At 58.1% G+C, this 24,346-nt stretch carries 14 protein-coding genes; 7 read left to right on the plus strand and 7 right to left on the minus strand.

Annotation, left to right across the window (positions count from 1 at the left end; all coding sequences use genetic code 11):
• The first annotated feature begins 63 nt into the window (after positions 1–63).
• Positions 64–2,031: a DEAD/DEAH box helicase gene (locus tag ACSYSO_RS02870; RefSeq protein ID WP_489798750.1), complete on the plus strand. Its 1,968-nt coding sequence runs from the start codon at positions 64–66 to the stop codon at positions 2,029–2,031.
• A gap of 159 nt (positions 2,032–2,190) precedes the next feature.
• Here the strand turns inward: ACSYSO_RS02870 and msrA are convergent, their stop codons facing one another.
• From msrA to xseA, 3 genes are all read right to left on the minus strand, one after another.
• Complete coding sequence (msrA, locus tag ACSYSO_RS02875) at positions 2,191–3,306, minus strand: peptide-methionine (S)-S-oxide reductase MsrA (RefSeq protein WP_489798748.1); 1,116 nt, start codon at positions 3,304–3,306, stop codon at positions 2,191–2,193.
• A gap of 110 nt (positions 3,307–3,416) precedes the next feature.
• On the minus strand, positions 3,417–3,671 hold the full coding sequence (locus ACSYSO_RS02880; protein WP_491702048.1) for an exodeoxyribonuclease VII small subunit: 255 nt from the start codon (positions 3,669–3,671) through the stop codon (positions 3,417–3,419).
• Positions 3,672–3,914: 243 nt separating this feature from the next.
• Positions 3,915–5,237, minus strand: a complete 1,323-nt coding sequence (xseA, locus tag ACSYSO_RS02885) for an exodeoxyribonuclease VII large subunit (RefSeq protein ID WP_491702049.1) — start codon at positions 5,235–5,237, stop codon at positions 3,915–3,917.
• Between the two features lie 314 nt (positions 5,238–5,551).
• Here xseA and nrdD point away from each other — a divergent pair, with 314 nt between their 5' ends.
• The 3 genes from nrdD to ACSYSO_RS02900 all read left to right on the plus strand — a co-directional run bounded on the left by nrdD (position 5,552) and on the right by ACSYSO_RS02900 (position 14,051).
• Positions 5,552–7,945: an anaerobic ribonucleoside-triphosphate reductase gene (nrdD, locus tag ACSYSO_RS02890; protein ID WP_489798746.1), complete on the plus strand. Its 2,394-nt coding sequence runs from the start codon at positions 5,552–5,554 to the stop codon at positions 7,943–7,945.
• Positions 7,945–8,637: an anaerobic ribonucleoside-triphosphate reductase activating protein gene (gene nrdG, locus ACSYSO_RS02895; protein WP_491701965.1), complete on the plus strand. Its 693-nt coding sequence runs from the start codon at positions 7,945–7,947 to the stop codon at positions 8,635–8,637. Before nrdD ends, nrdG begins: the two co-directional genes overlap by 1 nt.
• A 380-nt stretch (positions 8,638–9,017) precedes the next feature.
• A complete protein-coding gene (locus ACSYSO_RS02900) occupies positions 9,018–14,051 on the plus strand; it encodes an acyl-CoA dehydratase activase-related protein (RefSeq protein ID WP_489798742.1) in 5,034 nt (1,677 codons plus the stop codon).
• Positions 14,052–14,197: 146 nt separating this feature from the next.
• On the opposite strand, the gene ACSYSO_RS02905 is transcribed toward ACSYSO_RS02900, so the two are convergent.
• Positions 14,198–14,797 carry a TetR/AcrR family transcriptional regulator gene (locus ACSYSO_RS02905; RefSeq protein ID WP_489798740.1) on the minus strand — a complete coding sequence of 200 codons (600 nt, stop codon included), beginning with the start codon at positions 14,795–14,797 and terminating at the stop codon, positions 14,198–14,200.
• Positions 14,798–14,958: 161 nt separating this feature from the next.
• On the minus strand, positions 14,959–16,227 hold the full coding sequence (locus ACSYSO_RS02910) for an MFS transporter (RefSeq protein ID WP_489798738.1): 1,269 nt from the start codon (positions 16,225–16,227) through the stop codon (positions 14,959–14,961).
• 327 nt (positions 16,228–16,554) lie between these two features.
• Here ACSYSO_RS02910 and ACSYSO_RS02915 point away from each other — a divergent pair, with 327 nt between their 5' ends.
• Together ACSYSO_RS02915 and ACSYSO_RS02920 are read left to right on the plus strand one after the other, a co-directional pair.
• Positions 16,555–18,318, plus strand: coding sequence for an ABC transporter ATP-binding protein (locus ACSYSO_RS02915; protein ID WP_489798963.1), 1,764 nt, complete (start codon positions 16,555–16,557; stop codon positions 18,316–18,318).
• Positions 18,311–20,341 carry an ABC transporter ATP-binding protein gene (locus tag ACSYSO_RS02920; RefSeq protein ID WP_491701966.1) on the plus strand — a complete coding sequence of 677 codons (2,031 nt, stop codon included), beginning with the start codon at positions 18,311–18,313 and terminating at the stop codon, positions 20,339–20,341. Before ACSYSO_RS02915 ends, ACSYSO_RS02920 begins: the two co-directional genes overlap by 8 nt.
• A gap of 5 nt (positions 20,342–20,346) precedes the next feature.
• On the opposite strand, the gene ACSYSO_RS02925 is transcribed toward ACSYSO_RS02920, so the two are convergent.
• Both ACSYSO_RS02925 and ACSYSO_RS02930 read right to left on the minus strand, forming a co-directional pair.
• Positions 20,347–20,688 carry a metal-sensitive transcriptional regulator gene (locus ACSYSO_RS02925; protein ID WP_489798959.1) on the minus strand — a complete coding sequence of 114 codons (342 nt, stop codon included), beginning with the start codon at positions 20,686–20,688 and terminating at the stop codon, positions 20,347–20,349.
• An 84-nt stretch (positions 20,689–20,772) separates the two neighbouring features.
• Positions 20,773–21,396 carry an NAD(P)-dependent oxidoreductase gene (locus ACSYSO_RS02930; protein ID WP_489798736.1) on the minus strand — a complete coding sequence of 208 codons (624 nt, stop codon included), beginning with the start codon at positions 21,394–21,396 and terminating at the stop codon, positions 20,773–20,775.
• Between the two features lie 365 nt (positions 21,397–21,761).
• On the opposite strand from ACSYSO_RS02930, the gene ACSYSO_RS02935 reads away from it, so the two are divergent.
• A complete protein-coding gene (locus ACSYSO_RS02935; RefSeq protein ID WP_491701967.1) occupies positions 21,762–24,326 on the plus strand; it encodes an ABC transporter ATP-binding protein/permease in 2,565 nt (854 codons plus the stop codon).
• Positions 24,327–24,346 lie beyond the last annotated feature (20 nt).

Here is a 24,346-nt window from a genome sequence, read left to right on the forward strand (position 1 = left end):
ATGGCACTTCCACAGGAAGCCGGGAAGATAGACAAGTACGGCTTCATTTTTTGAAAGGCTATTGTGCCGAACCGTTACTCGAACGAGGCAGACAACGCTGCCGTTTTTCCGGAAGATGTAGAAGATACCCGTCAGTCGCGCAGCACCGGACGCGCCGCTGATGTCAACCGACACCATGAGGATGTTGACGAACAGCAACCCCCCACCTTTGCCCAGCTCGGTGTGCCAGGGCCGCTGGTGAGCGTTTTGGCACGCGATGGCAAGACCCGAGCGTTCCCCATTCAGGCCGACACGTTGGAGGATTCGCTGGCTGGACGCGACATTCTTGGGCGAGGCGAGACCGGTTCCGGTAAAACCCTTGCCTTCACCATTCCGCTCGTGGCCCGGCTTTCCGGTGAGATGGGCACGTTCGATGAGCTGGATGCCGCAGAAGATGGGCGTGAAGACGACTTCGATGTCGAGCGCGATGCGCGAGGCAATCGCAGCGCCCACACGCAAGCGCGCGACCAGCGTCGTGTCAATGGCCGGGTTCCGGCTCCGCGCGCCATGGTACTGGCACCCACCCGTGAACTGGTGAACCAGATTGACGAAGTGATTACACCGCTGGCCGCCGCCTACCGGATGAGCACCGCCACTATCTACGGTGGCGTCAAATACAGCCGGCAGATTGCGCAGCTGCGTGCGGGGGCTGACATTATCGTGGCATGCCCGGGTCGTCTTGAGGATTTGCTCAAGCAAGGCGAGCTCACCTTGGACAGCGTTGAAGTCTCCGTGCTTGACGAGGCCGATGAAATGGCTGACATGGGCTTCTTGCCGGCCGTCTCCCGTCTGCTTGAACAGGTGCGGCCCAACGGTCAGCGCATGCTCTTCTCCGCCACGCTTGACCACGGTGTCGATAAGGTCGTCAAGCGATTCCTTCATCATGCAAAGGTGCACGAGGTCGATTCCGCCACTTCGCAGGTGGATACCATGACCCACCATGTCTTCGAGGTTTCCCAAGGCAACAAATACGAGGTGATTCGCGAGCTGGCCAGCGGTCTGGGCAAGCGCATTCTCTTCACGCGTACCAAATATCAGGCCAAGAACATGGCTGCCAAGCTTGTCAAGGAAGGCATCCCCGCAGTTGATTTGCAGGGTAACCTTTCCCAGAACCAGCGCGATCGCCACCTGGCGGCCTTCACGTCCGGTGAAGTGCGTGTGCTGGTTGCCACCGATGTCGCGGCCCGCGGTATCGACGTCAGCGACGTGACATTGGTGGTGCAGACCGAGCCGCCGGAGGACCCGAAGTCGTTCCTGCACCGTTCCGGCCGTACCGCGCGTGCCGGTGAGTCCGGAGATGTGGTCACGTTGGTGCTGCCGCAGCAGCGCCGCGATGCCCGCCAGATGCTCCACCGTGCAGGTATCAAAGCCAAGAGCCATGAGATTGTTCCCGGGGCAGCTGAACTTGAGAAGCTGGTAGGGGAGCACGCACCGCTGGTCGAAGGCTGGACGCTTACCGTGCCGGTAGTCAACAAGAAGGCCGGTCGTACCGGACGTGGCGGTAGGAACCGCAACGCTTCGCGCGGTGCCAACGGGCGTCGTGGCGAGGGGCGGCGCGATGGTCGTTCCATGCGTGAATCACGTGAGGGGCGTGACGGTAGGAACCGGGACGAGTACCGTGGTGAGCGGCGTTCTCGTGACAGGTTTGACGACAATCAGCCGTTCGAAGGTCGCAGCAACCGCAAGGATCAGCGCGATCGCCGGGAACGCAGCGGTTATCAGGATCGCGGTGGTCATGGTGGTCGCAGGAGCGAAGGTTTTGAAGAGCGTGGTGGTTCGCGTCGCGGACGTGAGTCAGGCCGCGACCGTCGCTATGATGGCGGACGAGATGGCGGCAACCCGCGTTATGGTGAACGTTCCGGGCGCGATAATGGTGGAAGGTCGTCTGGCCGTTCCCGCAGCAACGGCGATGGCTCTCGTCAAGCCAATGGATTCCGTAAGGGCAAGGGTAAAGGCAAACGTAATTCCACGCCCTTCCGCAGAGCCCGCTAATCGCTAGCGCGCAATGCAGTGAGCTGTGGCATATATCGCCATCTGGCAACGATATATGCCTCAGTTCACTGTATCTGCTTGAGTCTCCGGTGTTCAGATGTCGTCATGCCGGAACCGCATGCCGCAGCTGGCAGGAGAGCACACCGTTCACCGGTACATCTACTTTTTCAATACTTCGGCCACATAGTCGCCATATCCTTGTGCGGCCATCTGTTCCACTGGCACAAACCGCAATGAGGCGGAATTCATGCAGTACCGCAAACCGCCCCGCTCGGCCGGTCCGTCGTTGAACACGTGACCCAAATGAATCTGCGTGGCAGCGGTGCGAATCTCCGTGCGCGGCCTGCCGGCAATAGAGTCGTCGTGGTGTTCGGTGAGTGACGAACCGTCGATGGGCTTGGAGAAGGCGGGCCAACCGCAGCCGGCGTCGAACTTGTCGTTGGAGAGGAACAGTGGCTCTCCGCTTACCACGTCCACATAGATGCCGGGCTCGAACGTCTGGTCGTACTCGTTGTCGAATGGACGTTCGGTGGCGGCATGCTGCGTGACGGCATACTGTTCGCAATCGAGGGCGAACACCTGATCGATGTCCTGCTGGCGGCGGCGTACATTCATGATCTTCGGCAGTGAGATATGACAGTATCCGCCGGGATTCTTATCCAGGTAATCCTGATGGTACCCCTCGGCCGGGTAGAAGTTGCGCAGAGGCTCGACCAGCACTGCACTATCTCTCTGTTCGAGGTATTCGAGGCGTTGCTTTGCTTCGTTGAAGACGGACTGCTGCGAGTCGTCGGTGAAGAACATGCCGCTGCGGTACTGGCGGCCGGTGTCGTTGCCTTGCTGATCGATCGAGAATGGGTCAATGACATCAAGGAACAGCAAAGCAAGGGTATGCAGCGTAACCTGAGAGGGGTCGAAAGTTACCTTGACTGTTTCCGCGGCGTCGGTGGTGCCGTCGCACACCTGCTCGTAGCTGGGTGATTCCACACGAGACTGCGCGTACCCTACCTGGGTGTCTGTGACCCCGTCCACGCCTTGCAGGTAGCGTTCCAGACCCCAGAAGCATCCGCCGGCAAAGTAGGCCGTCTCGGTGTCATTCGCGTGGTGCGCGGAACCATCGGAGGGCGAACCGGTTTCCGGTGCACTGGGTGTCTGTGTGGTTCGTACTTGTGTGTCGCTTACTTGTGTGGCGTCTGCCTGTGTGGACTGTATTGGTGCATCGCGGGTTGATGTATCGTTCTGTTGCGCGTCTTGCTGGGTATTCTCACTGCTCATAGGGCACTCCTTTGTTGGATTATGCCCTTAAGTATGTCACTTGCCGCAGCCCGAGGCCGGGGGATTCTCTTCCAGGCAATGGTGCCGAACCATGGACTGCGGCGTTTTGGCTACTCCAGGTTGGACTGAGTGCCGGCCGTGCCTGCGGTTGATTCCTGCTCACTTTGAGCTTGATCAAGTTTGGCGCGGACGTCGGCGAGCAGCGACTGGGCACGCTTGGCCAGTGCCTCGCCCACTTCCCACTGGCGCATCGACTTGTCGAGGCTCAATCCACCGGCCTCCAATGTCTGCACGGCCTGGATGAGGCGATCACGAGCCTCCTCGTAGGGCAGATTCGCGATTTCATCCTTCTCATCATCCGTCAGGCTAGAAGCGGCTTGAGCTGGGGCCTGCTTCGCTTTCGTTGACTTTGCTGCAGATGTTTTCTTAGAGGATTTCGAGGGCTTGCGTTCGCTGTCGGCGGTTGTGGCTGCGGCTTCGGTATCGCTGAAGAGTTCGTTGTCGGTGATGCTGTCGGCGGTGTTGTCGGTCATGGTTTCTCCTTTAAGTATGTGGTTGAACAGGTTGGTTGAATGAGCTGGTCGGTGCGTGCTCGCTGGCTGGTGTGGTCAGTCGTGTTCGTTGATGGCAGTGGCCTGAGCCACCACGTTGCCGTGTTTGAGCGTTAAGGTCAGCGAATCGCCGAGGTTCACGCGATCGGCGCTGTCAAGTACATGGCCGTCTTGGCTCTGCACCACGGCATACCCACGGTTGAGTGTGGATTGTGGGCTCAGAGCGTTCAAGCTGGAGTAGAGTTTTTCGACAGTCAACTCCCCGTCGTCAACAATACGAGTCAGTCCTATGTGCATGCGTTGGACGGCTTGCTCAACGAATCGTTCATGCGGTTCGAGCATGGTTTGCGGTCGGGTCAGGCTTGGCCTGCTGGCGTACCCTTCGATGAGCCGGGTTTCGTTCTCTACTCGTGCATTGACTCGCATCCGCATCTGTGAGATGGCGCTTGAGACCAGTTGCCACTGTTCGCGCACGTCGGGTACCACTTTCTTGGCGGCATCGGTGGGAGTGGATGCGCGCAGGTCTGCGGCCAGGTCGATGAGGGTCCAGTCGTCTTCATGTCCCACAGCGGAGATGATGGGTGTGGTGCACGTTGCGGTAGTGCGCACCACGGTTTCGTCCGAGAAACCGATAAGATCCTCGAAGCTGCCGCCGCCTCTCGCCACGATGATGACATCCACGTTCGGATCGCTGTCGAGCTTGCGGATGGCGGCACTGACCTCGGCCGGGCACTGGGCACCTTGCACATGGGCGTGCACCACGTTGAACTCAACCGCCGGCCAGCGCAGGTTCACATTGGTGATGACGTCACCTTCCGCCCTGGCCTGGGGGGCGCAGATGAGGCCGATGCATTTGGGAAACTCGGGTAGGGGGACCTTGTTTTCGGCATCGAACAACCCTTCGCCTTTGAGTTTTTTGCGCAGCTCGTCAATCTGTGTCTTCAGGTCGCCGGCACCGATGCGGCGTATGTCGTCGGCCACGAAGCTCAATCGGGTGGCTTTTACCCAGATGTCCGGTCTTCCGTGAATCACCACACGGTCACCTTGGTGGAACTGCTTGGCCATGGCGACGAATTTGCTGAATCCCATGACCGATATGGAAATCTCTTCGAAGCTGTCGCGCAAAGTGATGTAACCGGAGCTGGGGCGTCGCATGTTGATTTCGACGATTTGCCCTTCGATCCAGGCGCCGGGCCATTTGGTGACGGCATTATGGAATTTCTGGCTGAGCACGCTCACCGGCCACGGGTTTTCGGCTGTGGTGTCTCTGGCCAAGCGGGGAAGCTGGTCCAAGGTTCTGGGGGTGTTTGAATCGAGGCTTGGCTGCGCCGTGGTGTTGGCGGTCCCGGCCGCCGGAGGTACATTCGTCTCGTAGGTCATGCCTCCACAATCCTCTGTGCAACGGACAAGTTGACTCATGGTTGATATGGTGCGTGAACAGTGTGGTGAACGCCTCATGTGACCGGTTTTTGCACATGAAATTCGACACTTTCACACGACATGCCGTAAGCTAAATTTCTGTCATGGCTGTGAGCCGCGCCATAGTGCCAAAAATACTATATCTGGGTGGTTGGTAAGCAAAAATACCCATATCTCGTGGTGATGAGGTGCACTATAGTGATGGAGGTAACACACCAATATCGCCTGAAATCCTTGCGGAAAAGGGCGAACAACGAGCATGGAGTGGGGTAGACATGGAGTCTCAGGTTCTTGAAACGCCGGTGGCGTCGCGAGTCGCATCGAAGACGGTTCTGGTGGAGAAGCGTGATGGGCGAGTTGTGGAGTTCGACCCGCTCAACATCATGGCTGCCGTAAAGTCGGCCTTCAAGGATTTGGATAAGGAGTTCGGCCCGCAAGAGGAGCAGCTGACTCGAGACCTGGCATACCAGGTCTCCAGCGAAATCAAGGGGCGTTATACCGGCCCGGCCAAAATTGAGGATATTCAGGGTCTTGTGGAGCACGGACTGGTGGAAGATCACCTCTACGACGTGGCTCGCGCCTACACCAACTATCGTTTGAACAAAGACATTGACCGGGCCAAGGCCACTGATATCAACGAGGCGGTCAATCGTCTGGTCAACAAAGACGAGACGCTGGTGCGTGAGAACGCGAACAAGGATTCCAACGTCTACGCCACTCAGCGAGACCTGCTTGCGGGTGCGGTTTCCAAAGCTTCGGCGTTCTCCATGCTGCCGGACGCGGTTTCCAATGCTCATATGAAGGGCGACATTCACTTCCATGATGCTGACTATTCGCCTTTTACGGCGATGAGCAACTGCTCGCTGCCCAACTTCGGTGACATGCTCAAGAATGGTTTTGAATTGGGCAACGCCATGATGGACAGCCCCAAATCCATCGGTACCGCTGCTACTCAGATCACCCAGATCATCAAGGACATCGCCGGCGACCAGTACGGTGGGCAGACGGTGAACCGTGCTGACGAGATGCTTGCGCCTTACGCACAGAAGGATTATGACAAGCACCTGCGTATGGCGCACGCCTTGATTCCCGATTCCATGTCCCAAGCTGTCGCGCAAGACATGGTGGACGGGCTTAAGGCTCAGGAGGCCGCCAATCTGCACTTCGAGAACCGCGAGCCGTTGCCACAGGATGAGCCGTTCCATAAGGACGCTCCTAGGCTTGAGCAGATTCGTGAGATCTATGCCAAGATCATGACCCGCAAGGCCATCTATGACGCCATGCAGACCATGGAGTACCAGATTAACTCCAACCGCGTCTCCAATGGGCAAACGCCGTTCGTCACCGTTGGGTTTGGCTTGGGCACCTCGTGGTTCTCCCGCGAGATTCAGCGTGCCATCTTCCTCAACCGCATTCGCGGACTGGGCAAAGACCGCCACACCGCCATCTTCCCCAAGTTGGTGTTCACCGTCAAGCGCGGGCTCAACTCCGCCGTCGGCGACCCGAACTACGACATGAAGCAGCTGGCGTTGGAATGCTCCACCAAGCGCATGTACCCCGACATTGTCTTCTACGAGAACATCGTCAAGATCACCGGTTCCTTCAAGGCGCCGATGGGCTGCCGTTCCTTCCTTCAGGGCTGGATTAACCCTCAAACCGGGGAAGACGAAGAGGACGGGCGTATGAACCTGGGCGTCGTCACCGTCAATGTTCCGCGCATTGCGCTGGAATCAAGGGGTGACAAGAATCGGTTCTGGAAACTGTTCGATGAACGCATGAAGGTGGCTCATGAAGCGTTGCAATTCCGCATCATGCGCTGCAAGCAGGCTACACCGGTCAATGCCCCCACGCTCTTCCGCTATGGTGCTTTTGGGCGGTTGGGGCCGGACGACAACGTCGATGAGCTGTTCAAGAACTCGCGCTCCACAGTATCGCTGGGGTATATTGGCCTGTATGAAGCCACTGCCGTGTTCTATGGCAAAGACTGGATGACCGACCACACATGGGATCCGGATGGCAAGGAATTTGCGCTTTCCATCGTGCGCCGCATGAACGAGCTGTGCAAGGATTGGGAGCGTGAGGAAGGCTATCACTATTCCGTGTATTCCACACCTGCCGAATCGCTTACCGACCGGTTCAATCGCATGGATCGTGAAAAGTTCGGGAATGTGGCCGGTGTGACGGATCATGACTTCTACACCAACTCCTTCCACTATCCCGTCTGGCTGCAGCCCACCCCCATGGAGAAGCTCGACTATGAGAAGGACTTCCCTTACCTGGCCTCCGGTGGCTTCATCAACTATTGCGAGTTCCCGTCCATGCAATCCAACCCCAAGGCGCTGGAATCAGTGTGGGACTATGCCCACAACATCGGTATCGGGTATCTGGGCACGAACACCCCCATCGACCACTGCTTCATCTGCGGGTTCGAGGGCGACTTCGCGCCGACCGAAGAAGGTTTCAAATGCCCCGAGTGCGGCAACACCGACCCTGACCAGTGCAACGTCACCAAGCGCACCTGCGGTTACTTGGGCAACCCGGTGCAGCGGCCGATGGTGCACGGGCGACACGAGGAAATCGCCCACAGGGTCAAACATATGAGTGGAGAGACCGGTCACGTGGTGCTCGCCGACGGCAGCAACCGTGAGTGGTATGAGGAAACGAAGTAGTGGCGCTGCGTGATTTTGCTGCGACCGACGAGCACAGGGGGCCCTCGATTCCCAGCCCCCTGGTCAACAACCCGAAAGCGGGGCAGTGGCGCAGTGAGCAGATGAGTCGGGGGATGGTCGCCGACTACAAACGGTTTCTGATGACCGACGGCGAAGGCATACGTTGTTCGATTTATGTTTCGGGTTGCCCGTTTCACTGTGTGGAATGTTTTAACGAGTCGTTGTGGAACTTCCAAGCCGGCCATCCCTATACGCAAGATTTGGAAGAGCGCATCATCGCCGACTTGCGCAACGATTTCGTGCAAGGCATCACTTTCCTCGGTGGGGAGCCGCTGCTCAACACCGGCATGTTGTTGCAATTGGCGCGCCGCATACGCCGCGAATTCGGACACGACAAAGATATCTGGTGCTGGACGGGGTACACGTGGGAAGAACTGATGCGTCCCGGGGAGAGCGAAGACAAGCTCGAACTGCTGCAGGAAGTGGACGTGCTGGTCGATGGGCGCTACTTGAAGGACGAGCATGACTCGCTGCTGCAGTTCCGAGGCTCTCGTAACCAGCGTATCCTCGATGTGCCTCAGTCGCTGCAGAGCGGCCATGCGGTGCTTTGGAGCAGGCTCCATGATCAGGAGCGGTTCATTCCTGAAGTGTACGGCAAGGATCGTGCCTCGGGCGAAGGGTCTGCGAGCTGAACCACCGTACCGCCGGCAACGGTGCCGCGGTGCAGTGCATGGGTACGGGCAGTGGTGTCAGATGTGGTGCTGTGGCGTTGGCCGCGGTGCCGGACGCGGTGCGGCAGCCTTGGTTGTGATGCCGCAGTGCGGTGCGTGGCATCGAAGGTGTCGAAAGTGTAGCATGTGTCACATTTTGATTGCGGCATCAAAGCAATGCATGTCAACGCCTGTCTGTCAAGAGATGGGTGTCACACAATCCAATTCTGTGATGTTAATCACTCGAAGTATGTCATTTTTGGGCAGGTCTGTGAGCTAACCTACATGGTAACAAGTTTCGGTTCCGCGTTTCGGCGACAATACGCTGAAATGTAAGCCCACGTTGAGCAAGAGGTGCACCAATGGCTGAAGCGAGAGAAGCGGCAGAAGCAGGCGGCAACGACGCCCCGCTCAGAGTCGGGCTCGACATAGGCTCGACCACGGTGAAGGCTGTCGTGCTGGACGGCAGCGACGACCTCAATCAATCCCTGTTTTCGGACTACCGCAGGCACAATGCCAATGTGCGGGCTACGGTCACCGGTCTGTTGCAAGACGTACGTGAGCAGCTTGAGGCCCAGGGTGAAGGAGACAGGCCGGTGCGACTGGCCATCACCGGCTCTGGCGGACTGGGACTGGCCGACGACCTCAACGTGCCGTTCGTGCAGGAAGTCATCGCCGAGACCCGGGCGATCGACGAGGTGCACCCCGAAGCCGACGTCATCATTGAGCTGGGTGGCGAGGACGCAAAGATCACCTATTTGAAGCCCACTCCGGAACAGCGTATGAACGGTTCGTGCGCGGGCGGCACCGGTGCCTTCATCGACCAGATGTCCACGTTGCTTGACACTGATGCCTCTGGTCTGAACGATATGGCCAAGGAATACCAGGTGTTGTATCCCATCGCCTCAAGGTGCGGCGTCTTTGCCAAATCCGACCTGCAGCCGCTCATCAACGACGGTGCCAAAAAGCCTGACTTGGCGGCGTCCATCTTCACTGCCGTAGCCACTCAGACCATCGGCGGATTGGCTTCGGGGCGTCCCATCCATGGCAATGTGGTATTCCTGGGCGGTCCGCTGTTCTTCCTCTCTGAGCTGCGCGAAGCCTTCGCCAGAGCGCTCGAAGGTAAGGTCGACCACTTCATCAATCCTGAGAACGCCCACCTGTATGTGGCCTATGGTTCCGCTCTCATTGCCGGAGACGACCCGGAAGAAGACGATTCGAACGAGGGCAAGACGTTTGCCGACCGCACCTGTGCTGACATTCTTAGCGATTTGGAGTCGCTCAAGAACCGACAGGTCAACACCGCCACCATGCCCCCATTGTTCAAGAGCGAAGAGGAGCGTAATAATTTCAATGAGCGCCATCATCGTGAACAGGTGAAGGTGGGAACGCTCGAAGGTGCCAGTGGACCTCATTTTCTGGGTATCGACGCGGGAAGCACCACCATCAAGGCGACATTGGTGAACGATGACCGTGAGATTGTCTGGTCGTCCTACGCAACCAACGAAGGCAACCCGTTGGATGCGGCCATTGAAATCGTGCGCAAAATACAGCGTGAACTGCCTGCCGAAGCTTATATCGCCCGTAGTTGTGCCACCGGATATGGCGAAGGCCTGATCACCACTGGTCTGCACCTGGACGAGGGTGTGGTGGAAACCATGGCGCACTATCGCGGTGCTGAAATCGTGAGTCCGGGCGTCACTTCCGTCATCGACATCGGCGGCCAGGATATGAAGTACTTGGCCATCAACGATGGGGTGATTGACTCCATCTCGGTCAATGAGGCCTGCTCGTCGGGCTGCGGCTCGTTCCTGCAAACCTTTGCACAATCCATGGGACTGACTATTCAGGAGTTCACGCAGGCCGCGCTTAATTCCGACCATCCGGTCGATCTGGGGTCGCGCTGTACCGTGTTTATGAACTCTTCGGTCAAGCAGGCGCAGAAGGAAGGCGCCAGTGTGGAGAACATTGCGGCCGGCCTGTGCTATTCCGTGGTGCGCAACGCCCTGTACAAGGTCATCAAGCTGCGCGACTCCGGTCAGCTGGGGGATACCATCGAAGTGCAAGGCGGTACGTTCCTCAACGATGCGGTGCTGCGTGCGTTCGAGCTGCTCACCGAGCGTGAGGTGACCCGGCCGAACATCGCCGGACTGATGGGAGCCTACGGTGCCGCCCTCACCGCGCGTATGCACTACGCTGACGCCTACGATTCCGGGGAGTCTCAATCGCACACCGTTTCCGCTCTCATCTCGGGTGAGGAACTCGACAACCTGTCGATGACCTCCGAGCGAGACGTGTGCAAACTGTGTCAGAACCGCTGCAAACTCACCATCACCACCTTCCAGGACGGTTCGCGCTATGTGACCGGCAACCGGTGCGAGCGGGGCGGCGACTCGAACAAGCAGCGCAGCGACCGGCCGAATCTCTACGACTACAAATACAAGCGCGCCTTTGCCTACCGCCGGCTTACGGACAAGAAGGCCACGCGCGGCGAAATCGGCATTCCGCGCGTGCTCAACATCTACGAAAACTACCCCTTCTGGTTCACGCTGCTTACCTCATTGGGGTTCAAAGTACGCATCTCCGGACGCAGCACACACGAGATGTTCCAGACCGGCATCGAATCCATTGCCTCGGAGAACATCTGCTATCCGGCGAAGATGGTGCACGGCCACATCAAGTGGCTGCTTGACCACAATGTGAACACCATCTTCTATCCGTGCGTCTCCTACGAGGAAGACCTGGTAGAGAACGCTGACAACCATTACAACTGCCCGGTGGTCGCCAACTACCCGGTGGTGGTGGGTGCCAACATGCCCGAGCTGCGCGAGGAGGGCGTGCGTTACATGCGCCCCTACTTCAATCTGGCCGATCATGAGCTGATGGTGGATCGCATCGTCGAAGAGTTCGCCTGGGCTCACGTGACCCGTGAGGAAGCGCAGAAAGCCGTCACCGCAGCCTATGGTGAAGACAAGATTTTCAAGCACGATGTGCAGCAGGAGGGTCTGCGCGCGCTGGCGTACATGAAGGAACACGACTGCCGTGGCATCGTGCTGGCAGGCCGCCCCTACCACGTTGATCCGGAGATCAACCATGGTATTCCCGAGACGATTTGTTCGCTGGGCATGGTGGTGCTTTCCGAGGATTCGATCAGTGCATTGCAACCCGGCGAGGATTTGCACTTGAGTGAGTTCCTCGCCGAGGGCGAGTCTGACCCGCGGGCCAAGACCGAGGGCGGTTTCCGCAAGGTCGGGGATCGCAAGGTTACCAAGATGCCGTTGCGAGTCACCAATCAATGGGCCTATCATTCCCGACTGTATGCTGCGGCGAATTTCGTAGCCTCATACCCGGGATTGGAATTGGTGCAACTCAACTCGTTCGGTTGTGGCCTTGATGCCATCACCACCGACCAGGTCAGCGAGATTCTGGCGGACAAGGCCGACGTGTACACGCTGCTCAAAATCGATGAAGTCAGCAATTTGGGTGCTGCCAAGATTCGACTGCGCTCGCTCAAGGCCGCAGTGGAGGAGCGTGAAGCGAACAAGGCAAGACTGGCAAAGGAGGCTGAGGCTGCCGTGAATAGCGATGCAAAGCGTGTGGGTTCGGAGCCGAACCAGGTGCCCGGCGACAATGTTCAAGACGAGCGTCAAGACGATGTGGCCGCCCGTCAGGTGCAGTTGAGCGAGGCCGAAGAGCTCCTCGCACAAGCCAAACAGCAGTTGCAGGAGGCTCAGGAGGCTCTCAAGCAGGCGCAGGCTCTGTCACAGTCCGATGGTGTGCAGCAGACCCACACAGCGGATGCTGATGCCCCGCAAGCTTCCGCTTCCGCACAGCCGGCTTCCGGCGAGTTCCGTAAAACAGGCTCCCAAGCCCCCACGCCCGGTCGTCAGGCCCTGCTTGACTCGGTGATGAAAGCCAATCCCAAACTCACCGAAGCGGTCAAGGAAGCGTCACGCCGCGCCAATGCAGGCGATGCGTCGCCGCAGGCTGGTACGGCAGACCAGAATTCCCGCAATGCCCAGGTCGGGCAGGGGGCGGCCCAGGGAGATGGTGCTCGTAGTGATAACACACCAAGAAAGGCCGAAAAAGGCACCATCAGTGCCTATGCCGAGAAGCGCAAATTCGAAAAGAACATGAGGCGCGACTACACCATCGTCTGCCCGCAGATGAGCCCGGTGCACATGAGTCTGGTGGAGGCTGTGATTCGCTCCGGCGGCTACAAGTTCGATGTGCTCAAGACCGCCGACCATGACGATGTGGAGTTGGGGCTCAAGTATGTGAACAACGATGCCTGCTATCCGGCCATTATGGTGGTCGGTCAACTTGTGGACGCCATCGTCAAGGGCAAGTACGATCCCGACAAGGTGTGCCTGGCCATCACACAGACCGGCGGCATGTGCCGAGCCACCAACTACTTCGGTCTCATCCGCAAGGCGCTCATCGACGCCGGGTACCCGCAAGTACCGGTCATCGCCATTTCCACGCAGGGCATCGAGGACAACCCCGGCTTTACCGCCACTCCACAGTTGCTGTGGCGTGCGGTCAAGGCGCTGGTGATCGGCGACCTGCTGATGAAGTGCCATTACCGTGTGCGGCCCTATGAGGTCGAACCGGGCAGTGCCAACGCTCTCTATGAGATGTGGGATAAGATCGTTCGCCAGACCATCGAGCATCACGGGTACTCCAAGCTTGCGGCGCAAAAGATCGGCAAGGGGTATCTGCCTTATCAACAGCTCGTCAAGGAGATTGTCCGGAGTTTCGACGCGTTGCCGTTGCGCGACATACCGCGCAAGCCGCGCGTGGGCGTGGTAGGAGAGATTCTCGTCAAATACCATCCCGATGCCAACAACCATCTGGTTGATGTGATCGAGGCGCAGGGCTGCGAGGCCGTGGTGCCTGGCATCATGGAATTCATGACCACCGGCCCGTACATCGCGGACTGGAAGGAACACCACTTGGGTATGGGCGGCAACCAGAAAGCCAACGCGACCATGCGCTGGGCTCTGGACCGCATCAATGCTCCGGTGCGTCGTGCCATTGCGCTCGCTCACGGCAAATTCAGCCAAGATACGCCTATGCCCGAGCTGGTGCAGATGGCCAGCGAGGTCACATCCATCGGCGTGCAGGCCGGTGAGGGGTGGCTGCTTACGGGAGAGATTCTGGAGCTCATCAAGTCCGGCTGCCCGAACGTGGTGTGCGCTCAACCGTTCGCCTGCCTGCCCAACCATGTGACCGGTCGTGGCATGTTCGGCAAGATTCGCCGACTTCACCCCGAGGCCAATATTGTCTCCATCGACTATGACCCCGGTGCTTCCGAGGCCAATCAGCTCAACCGCATCAAGCTCATGATCGCTGCGGCCAAGAAGAACGAGCAGCAGATGGCTGCCGTCGACTGATTTGGTGAAAGCCGGTTTGGTGTTGAGTGTTCGGTGGTGAACGTCTGGTATTGAGTGCTCAGCGTTGAACGTTTGGCAGTGAGCGAATGGGTCGGCGGATGTTGATGTCATTCGGCGTCAACTCGCGCCGGCCTCTCCTACGTGCGTCAGCGGTAGCCGTCCCACATCGGTGAGGGGAGGAGCTGGGGTTCGTAGGTGTCCCACATCTGTCTCAGGTCGCTGCCCGGAGTGTGCAGCCAGCGCAACTGCAGGCCGTCCATCATACTGAATCCGGCGATGAGCAGCCGGTCTGTGTCCACCCCCTCGGGAGCGTTCCAGGATATGTCTCGCATGACGCTGAATCCGAGCTGCTCGCGGTTCATGAAGTATTCGTGTGCCGGGTGATCGGGATCCACGGCCTCGGCGTTGAGCGTGGAAAACATCTGCACATGGTGAGGCCGTTCGGCGTTCAGGTCGATGATCGATCTGAACATGCGGCTTATCGAAGGGGCATTCACGTGAGTCAGCGCTCGCAGGATCTCCATGGAGGTGTCGTCATACCCTTCGCACAGTGCCGCGGTGAGAAGGTTCTCTTTGCTGCCAAAATGGTACAGCACACCGGCTTTGGTGATACCCACGCCGTCGGCGATGGCCTGCAAGGATGCTCCGTAATAGCCGCGTTTGCCGAATTCGTTGACGGCGATGTTGATAATGGCCGTTCTGGTGCTTGTGGCGGGTGTCGATGGGCGTACGTTGCTGGGCGACATGATGGCTGGCATTCCTTGGTCATTGGAGCGGAACCGATCTTACAGTTACTTATTATCTTCTGATATCTCGACGAATTTCTGACGAAACGGTGATATGAAAAGGTGGGTTGCCCCGGCGAACCCGAAGCAACCCACCTGGTGTGAGGTTAAGGCCGTCTGCCTTACTTCACCTTGCGAATGAACATGATGACCACCGTGCCGATGAGCAGGAACACCACGGCGGCCGGGAAGACGGCCTTGTAGCCGCCGGCGATGCCGATGATGGTGGTGGTGAACCACGGGGCGAGCGCCTGGCCGACGGTGTTGGCCAGGTTGAGGATACCCAGGTCCTTGCCGGCCTCGGCCTGGCTCGGCAGCACGTCCACGTTCAGCGCCTGGTCGACGGACATGTAGCAGCCGTTGCCCAGGCCCGCCAGTGCGGCGTAGAGGTACATGCCGGTGGTGGAGGGGAAGAACCACGGCATCGCGATGCCGACCGCCACCAGCAGGCAGCCGACGGCCACCATGACCTTGCGGCGCTGCAGGAAGTCGGAGAGCGGCCCGGAAAGCACCGAGGCTAGGATGGTGGTGACCAGCGTGATGATGGACATCACCTGTGTGGCCGTGCCGGCGGCCTTGACGGACAGACCGACGTACTTCTCAAGGATGAGCAGCTGATAGCCCGAAATCATGAAGCAGCCGATGACGAAGGCGAGGCGGCCCAGGAGCGCCAGGTAGAAGTCGCCTGCGTTCTTGGTCGGCGGGATGAAGGAGCGCAGGATATCGCCTGCGGAAGTCGCCTTCGTGTTGTGCTCCGCGGACTGCTCGCGAGGCCAGATGATGACGGTGAGCAGTCCGGAGAAGAGGAAGACGAGGGTGCCGATGGTCAGGCCGGTGTTGAGGCTGGTCAGGAAGAAGCCGCCGACGAAGTAGCCCAGCTGCATGCCCACGATCTGGCCCGCGCCGTAGATGGCCGAGAAAGTTCCGCGCACACCCTCGGGGATACGGTCGGACAGCACGGCCACCGCGGGGGCGATGAGGCAGTTGATGCCGACCTGAACGATGCACCAGCCGGTCACGATGAGGGCGAGCGAGCTGGCGTGGGCGGTCAGGAAGTAGCCCGCGGCGCCGATGACGCCGCCGATGACGATCCACGGGGTGCGCTTGCCGATACGGAACTTCGAAATATCGGAGAACGTGCCGAAAATGATGTTGGCAAACAGCGCGAAGATCGAGCTGATGGAGTTCATCGAGCCGATGGCTTGCTCGGCCACGATGTTGGGGTTGTTTGAAAAAGCCTGGGGCAGAAGCACGCCTGAACCCATGGCGAAGGGCAGTGCCCACAGAATCGAGACCATGGCAAAGCCTATGCCGAAGCGGGCTTTGTTGGTGAGTGGTTTACCTGTGTCGGGGGCGAGATCTTTCTCGCCGATCGTTGTTACTGCATCCATGCGGGCCTCCCTGCAATGATGTGTCCGGCATCGTTACCGTACGGTCGGTTAATACTGTAGCATGTGCGGTGTGCCCTTGCATCGCATTTGATAAAATTAATAAAGATTAGTGTTTTTTACGTATGTAAAAATTGTCCGTGTTTTAGGTCTGCAGGAGCCTACAGCGCGGCATATCGTTGCAATGGAGGGGATAATATGGATCGTGCAAACAGTGACGGGGAACGTGCATGCCAGTCCGCCGGTAGCACGGATATCGCCGCAGAAGAACTGAGCGTCCCTGGCAACGAAGCGACCGGGGTCCTGGAGCATGCGCCGCGACCCAAACACATGCTGCGCACTTTGGGTGCCAGCCTGCGCGAATACCGGACAAGCAGTATTCTGACCCCTGCATTCGTCATCGTTGAAAGCATCCTTGAAATTCTCATCCCCACCGTCATGGCCCAACTCATCGACCAAGGTGTCTCCGGTGGCTCCATGCCGGCAGTGTGGAAGTTCGGTCTGATGCTTGTGCTCTGCTCGCTCGTCTCCCTGTTCGCCGGCTTCATGTCGGGCCGTTACGCTGCCATAGCATCGTCCGGATTCGCCAAAAACCTGCGTCACGACCTGTTCGCCAAAGTGCAGTCCTTCGGCTTCACCAACATCGACCGTTTCTCCACGGGCTCCATCATCACCCGTCTGACCACCGACGTCACTAATTTGCAGAACGCCTTCCAAGTGATTATCCGCATCGGTGTGAGGGCTCCCATGATGGTCGTAGTGGCCTGGATATTCGCCTTCCGCATCAGTCATTCCATCTCCATGGTATTCCTTGTCATCATCCCGCTGCTGGGTATCGGCCTCACCGCCCTTGCGCTGTCGGTCAACTCCACGTTCGAAAAGGTGTTCCGTACCTACGACCATCTCAACAATGTGGTGGATGAGAACCTTCAGGGGATCCGAGTGGTCAAGTCCTACAACCGAGAGGCGCATGAGACCGGCAAGTTCACACGTATCTCTTCGGCGATATACCGCTACTACTGCAAGGCCGAGCATGTGATGGCCTTCAATTGGCCCATACTCAACACTTGTATCTACGGTTCCATGCTGATCATCTCCTGGATGGGCGCCAAGCAGATAGTGGCTTCCGGCAACAATCCGGCGATGGGCCTGACCACTGGCGATCTGACGGCGCTGGTCACCTATGCCATGCAGATTCTTATGGCGCTCAACATGGTATCCATGATTGTGGTGATGGTCGTCATCTCCATGGCCTCCGCACAGCGTGTGTGCCAGGTGCTGCTTGAGGTGAGCGACGTGCGTGACCCGCAACAGCCTCTCGACGTGGTTCCCAGTGGGGACGTCGAGTTCAAAGATGTGACGTTCCGCTACTCGGACGGCAGCGGTGCTCCGGTGCTGGACGACATCAACGTCACCATTCCCGCCGGATCTACTGTGGGCATCGTAGGTGGCACCGGTTCGGCGAAGTCCAGCATGGTGCAGCTTATACCGCGTCTGTATGACGTAAGTCAAGGCAAGCTGAGCGTAGGAGGCCATGACGTGCGCGACTATCGGCTCGAAGCGCTACGTGATGCAGTGGCCATGGTGCTGCAGAAAAACGTGCTGTTCTCCGGAACCATCGCCGAAAACATACGCTGGGGTGACAAGAACGCCAGCGACGAAGACGTGCGTCGTGTATGCAAGCTGGCACAGGCCGACGGCTTTATCAATGAGTTCCCCCTCGGCTACGACACCTATATCGAAGAGGGTGGTTCGAACGTTTCGGGCGGACAGCGCCAACGTCTGTGCATCGCGCGTGCCTTGCTGAAGAAGCCGAAGATACTGATTCTCGACGATTCCACTAGTGCGGTCGACACCAAAACCGACCAGCTGATCCGCAGCGCGTTCAACACCGAGATTCCCGACACCACCACCATCATCATCGCCCAGCGTCTCGCCTCTGTGCAGGATGCCGACGAGATACTGGTCATGGACGCTGGACGCATCGTGGACAGGGGACGGCATGAGGAACTGCTGAACACTTGCGAGTCCTACCGTTCCATGTACGAATCGCAAACCAAATCCCAAGAGCAGGAAGGGCAGAGCAATGAGTAAACGTGCACGCAACAAGAACGCGGTTGCCGCAGCCGGCCTGCCCAAAGTGGAACGTGCGCCCAAAGGAACGTTGAAGCGCATCATGAGCTACATCATGCACTACCGGTGGCGTGTGGCGGTCATCGTAGTGTGCATCCTGGTGTGCGCCTGCACCCAATCGTTGCCGTCCCTGGTCCTGCAGCCGCTTATCGACAACTGCATCATGCCGTTCGTAGGGTCCGAAAACCCTGATTGGAAACCGCTGATCGACATGACACTGGTGGTGGGCGGCATCTACTTCGTCGGCATGATCTGCTCGTTCATCTGGAACTACATGGTGGTTGACGTTGAGCAAGGTGTGCTCAAAACGATTCGCGACCAGATGTTCGGCCACCAACAGCACCTGCCCATCAGGTACTTCGACACCCACGAGCACGGCGATATGATGAGCCGTTACACCAACGACACGGACACCTTGCGTCAGGCCATCTCCCAATCCTTGCCGGAGATTCTCATCTCCATCGCTTCCGCGGCGGCGGCCCTGGCGGCCATGCTGTGGCTTTCCGTGCCGCTCACCGTGTTCACGCTTGTGTTTATAGCGTTGCTGTTGCTTGTGGTGCGGGTCTTGGTCAGTCGTTCCGGTCTGTACTTTGTGCGCCAGCAGGAAACCATAGGCGACGTGAATGCGTTCGTCGAGGAAAGCGTCAACGGGCAGAAGGTCATCAAGGTTTTCAACCACGAACATGACACGGCAAAAACCTTTGACGAGAAGAACGAAGAGTTGTTCCAGGCTTCATCAGAAGCAAACATCTATGCCAACGTCACCATGCCGGTCATCGGGAACATGGGCAATCTGCTCTATGTGCTTCTTGCCATTGTGGGCGGCATCGCAGGTATCTCCGGCTGGTTCAACTTTGGTTTGTCGGGATCCGGGCCATTTACGCTCGGTGCCATCGTTTCATTCCTGACCCTCTCCAAAGCTCTCATCAATCCGGTCAGTCAAATCTCGTCCCAGTTCAACATGATCATGATGGCGCTGGCCGGTGCCTCACGTATCTTCGCGCTCATCGACGAACCGGAAGAAAGCGATGAGGGAACCGTGAGACTCACTCGTGTGAACGTGGCTGAAGACGGCGTGACCATGACTCCTTCGCAGGGCGAGAACGGCAGCTGGGCTTGGGAGCGAGAAGCCGGCGACGACGGCAAACGTTCCATGCAGGCCGCAGAAAAACTCACCGGTGCCGCCAGAGACGTGGCCATGAAAGCGCACGAACGTGCCATCACCTCGCCGGACGGACGGTACACGCTGCTGCGCGGAGATGTGCGATTCACCAACGTTTCCTTTGGGTACACTCCCGACAAAACCGTGCTGCACGACATCACCTGGTTTGCCAAACCCGGACAGAAAGTCGCGTTGGTCGGTGCCACCGGAGCCGGAAAAACCACTATCACCAACCTTATCAACCGCTTCTATGACATTCAGGAAGGGCAGATACTCTACGACGGTATTGATGTCAAGCACATCAAAAAAGCCGATCTACGCCGTTCCTTGGGCATTGTGCTCCAAGATGTGAATCTTTTCACCGGTACGGTGCTCGACAACATACGCTACGGCAGGCTTGACGCGACCGACGAAGAATGCATGGCCGCTGCCAAACTCACCAATGCCGACGCGTTCATCCGCATGCTGCCCCAAGGCTACCAAACCATGCTTGAAGGGGACGGTAGCGGTCTGTCCCAAGGTCAGCGCCAACTCATCTCCATTGCGCGCGCTGCCGTAGCCGACCCGCCTGCAATGATCCTGGACGAAGCCACCAGCTCCATCGACACCCGCACAGAAGAAGTGGTGCAGCAAGGCATGGACGCGCTCATGAAAGGGCGCACTGTCTTCGTCATCGCCCACCGCCTTTCCACGGTGCGTAACTCAGACGTCATCATGGTGCTCGACTACGGCAATATCCTCGAACGTGGCACGCACGATGAGCTCATCGTACAGGGAGGGGAGTACTACCAGCTGTATACGGGGAAACTTGAATTGGAATAGCGTTCCTATGCTTTGACCAGCCGGGATATGGCGGTGATTGCTTCGTCCATCTTCTCCTGGGCGACCGGCCCTCCTTGCTGGGCGGCTTTGGTGACGCAACTGTTGAGATGGTCTTCGAGCAGCAGCATGGACACGGAGTTGAGCGCCGAAGTGGCCGCGGAAATCTGAGTAAGCACATCGATGCAGTACGTGTCGTTCTCGATCATCGACTCGATGGCCTGAACCTGACCCTTGATACGGCGCATGCGCGTTACAAGCTTCTGTTTGTCCTGCACATAGCCGTGGGTGGTGTCGCCGGATTCGGTTTCGGATTGTTCGGCGGCGGACGTGTGGCTCTGCTTGTTCATGGGTCTCATGGTAACTCGGCTCCTGCCCGCTTCCGCTTGGGTTGGCCCATCCGGGCAACCCAAGCGGAAGCGCTGTGCAGCAGGCTACCAGCGCACGGAGATGCGTTGATGGATGTGGCCGCCTCGCTCAATCTCGTCGAGCATGGCGATGGCGTAGTCGGCATAGCTGATGGTGCTCTCACCGCGAGCGTCGGTGGTGTATTCCTCTCCGGTCAGCTCATAGCTTCCGGTGCGCTCGCCGTCGGCCAGGAACTGCGCCGCAGGGCTGATGTAAGTCCAGCGTACGTCGTCGCGCCTGCGCAACACTTCGAGCGCCTTGCCCATCACTTCCGGAATCGGTTTGATGTCCTCAGGGAAGGAGTCGCAGAGCTGTTCGGTGTGCTCCGGGTTGGTGTAGAGGCTTCCTGCTCCTCCTACGACGAGCAAGCGGGTGGGGGAGTCTGCGAGCAGCTCGCTGAGATAGTGCAGCGAGGTGCGGTGTTGGTCGTAGTTACTCGGATCGGAAGTGCCGAACGCGTCCACGACGGCATCGAAACCGTTGAGGTCGTCCACGTGCAGGTTGAAGAGATCCTTGCTGATGACGTGCTGCGCTTTGGTTTTACTGTCTCCACGTACGATGGCAGTGACGTCGTGGCCACGGCTGACAGCTTCCGAGACGATGGCGCGACCGGCTTTGCCGTTAGCGCCGATGACTGCGATGCGAGCCATTGTAGGTCCTTTCATAAGGACTTCGTTTGAACGTGAGGTGTGCGCCTGCCTGTTGGTTTCGAGGTGGCGGTTCCGTTGTCAATCGAAGCGTTGTTCTGGTTGTGCGTTGCACGTTGTACGTGCCTGTCTTAGACAACGTTATTTTTTTGTCGTTACTTCCCTATTCTCGCTGTAAGCTGTTGCGCACTGAGCATAAAAAGCAGGTCGGGTAAGGTGCAAAATGTCACGTCACGGCTTATAAAACCTTGCATTGATAGGTTTGAACAGGGTAAGGGTGTGTGTATTGCAATTCACATCTGCCGATGCTGTCCGTTACGATGAGGCGGACAGAGAACCCGCACACCCACGTGAAGACGGTGAGGCTTATGCTTCAAATCCAACACATCAGCAAACAATACAAAACCGGTGATTTCATCCAGCGTGCTCTGGATGATGTGAGCCTGAATCTGCGGGACAGCGAGTTCGTAGCCATTCTGGGCCCGTCAGGTTCAGGCAAGACCACGTTGCTCAACATCATCGGAGGGCTCGATCGCTACGACGATGGTGACCTGGTGATTAACGGCACCTCCACCAAAAGATACAACGACCGCGACTGGGACTCCTACCGCAACCACACTGTGGGTTTTGTGTTCCAAAGCTACAATCTCATCGGGCACCAGTCCATCCTTTCCAACGTTGAGCTGGCGCTCACCATCTCCGGGGTGGGACGCGAGAACAGGCGGGAACGTGCGCGTAAAGCGCTGGAAGAAGTGGGGCTTGGCGATCACGTCAACAAGCTACCCAACCAGCTTTCCGGCGGTCAGATGCAGCGTGTGGCCATCGCCCGCGCGCTGGTAAACGATCCTGACATCATTTTGGCCGACGAACCGACGGGTGCGCTTGATTCCGAAACCTCCGTGCAGATTATGGATCTGCTCAAGAGCGTGGCCAAGACACGCTTGGTGGTGATGGTTACCCATAACCCTGAGCTGGCCGAGCAGTACGCCACGCGCATCGTGCGTCTCCAGGACGGCACGATTCGTGGAGACTCCGATCCTTACGAACTGGACAATGGGGGTGAAGACGTTCCTGCGGTACATCGCAATCTAGGGCGTGCCTCCATGTCTCTGGCCACATCGATTGCTTTGAGTTTCAACAATCTCAAAACCAAAAAAGGGCGTACGTTCCTTACCTCGTTCGCGGGCTCCATCGGTATCATCGGCATTGCGCTCATTCTTTCTGTTTCCACTGGCGTCAACCGCTACATCGACGACATCCAGCGTGAAACCATGACGTCGTACCCGCTGTCCATCGATGCCAAATCGTTTGATCTGAACAGCATCATGGATTCGGCGAGCGAACTGGACGATACCGAATCCGGCAAGAGAAGCTCAGACGCACACAATGACGGAGTGTATGCCGACGACTCTGCCATCAAAGGTGCTTCGAGCCTGACCAACAGCATCACCGAGAACAACCTGAGTGCGTTCAAAAAGTATTTGGACAATCCTGACAGCGAGATACGGCAGTATGTGGGTGCCAACGGAATCCAATACTCGTATGACGCAAAATTCTCCGTCTATTCTCAAGATCCCACCGGCGCGTGGGTGAGTGCCGATGGCGTGAATATCAATAAAGGCCCCCTTACCGGTGCTTCCGCGATCTCCGGACTCTCGGCTTCGGGAGGCATGGACTCGTTGCAATCCACGCAGATGTCCATGCTCACTGGCAAAAGTCAGAACACCAACGCCAAGCCCGGCTCGTTCAACGAGATCATGCCAGGTGCCAAGGATGACCATGCGCTCAGCCCGGTGGTTACCGACAACTATCAGGTGCTTTCTGGCTCTTGGCCAAAGAAAGCCGACCAAGTGGTGCTGGTGCTTGACCAGAACAACAAGGTTCCGCTGTCCACGCTCTACGAGCTGGGTCTGCTGCCGAGCAGCGACTACAACGACATGATGATGAAGCTCAACAATGGCGAGAAAGTCGATCCGAACGTCGGCAAGATCGACTACGGAAAAGCCATGAAACATCGGCTTTCCGTAGTGCCGGCCAGCAGTCAGTACGTGGAAGGCCCCGACGGCATCTACCGGTTCGTGGGTGGGGATGAAGCTCAGGTGACGGCATTGGCGGCCAAGGCTCAGCAGCTGGATATCGTCGGCGTGGTGCGTCCTGTGGATGGCGCCAAGACCACGCCGCTTTCCCCGGGCGTAGGCTACACGCGCATGCTTACCAATGAGCTCATCGATCAGGCGGCATCCAGCCCTGTCGTCAAGGCTCAGCAGTCCCAGTCGGACCGCAACGTGCTCACCGGCGGTGCGTTTACTCCAACCGACTCCTACAAGGACAACCTTTCCGCCTTCGGTCTGATAGGTAAGGATGCGCCAAGTTCCATCAAGATCTATGTCGACAGTTTCGAAGACAAGAACTCGGTTGTGGATGCCATCGACCACTACAACAGCGGGGTGAAAGAGAAAGCCGACAAGATCGTCTACACCGATTACGTGGGGTTGATGATGGACTCGGTGACCACCATCATCAACGTCATCACCTATGTGCTTATTGCCTTCGTGGGTGTGTCCTTGGTGGTCTCCTCCATCATGATCGGCATCATCACCTACATCTCTGTGCTTGAACGCACCAAGGAAATCGGCATACTGCGTGCCATGGGCGCTTCCAAACGCAACGTCTCGCAGGTCTTCAACGCGGAGACCGGCATTATCGGTCTGCTTTCGGGCGTGCTGGGCATTGTGGTGACATTACTGCTCATCGTGCCCGCCAACGCGCTCATGCACTATTTCATGGGTACCGCGAAAGTCAATGCCGCTCTGCCATTGGGAGGTGCTATCGCATTGATCGTGCTGTCGGTGGTGCTCACGCTCATCGGTGGCATCATCCCCTCACGCAAGGCGGCCAAACAGGATCCCGCCACCGCGCTGCGCACCGAGTGAGATGCTGTGCGAGTAAGGCG

This window comes from Bifidobacterium sp. ESL1130, from assembly GCF_058507935.1.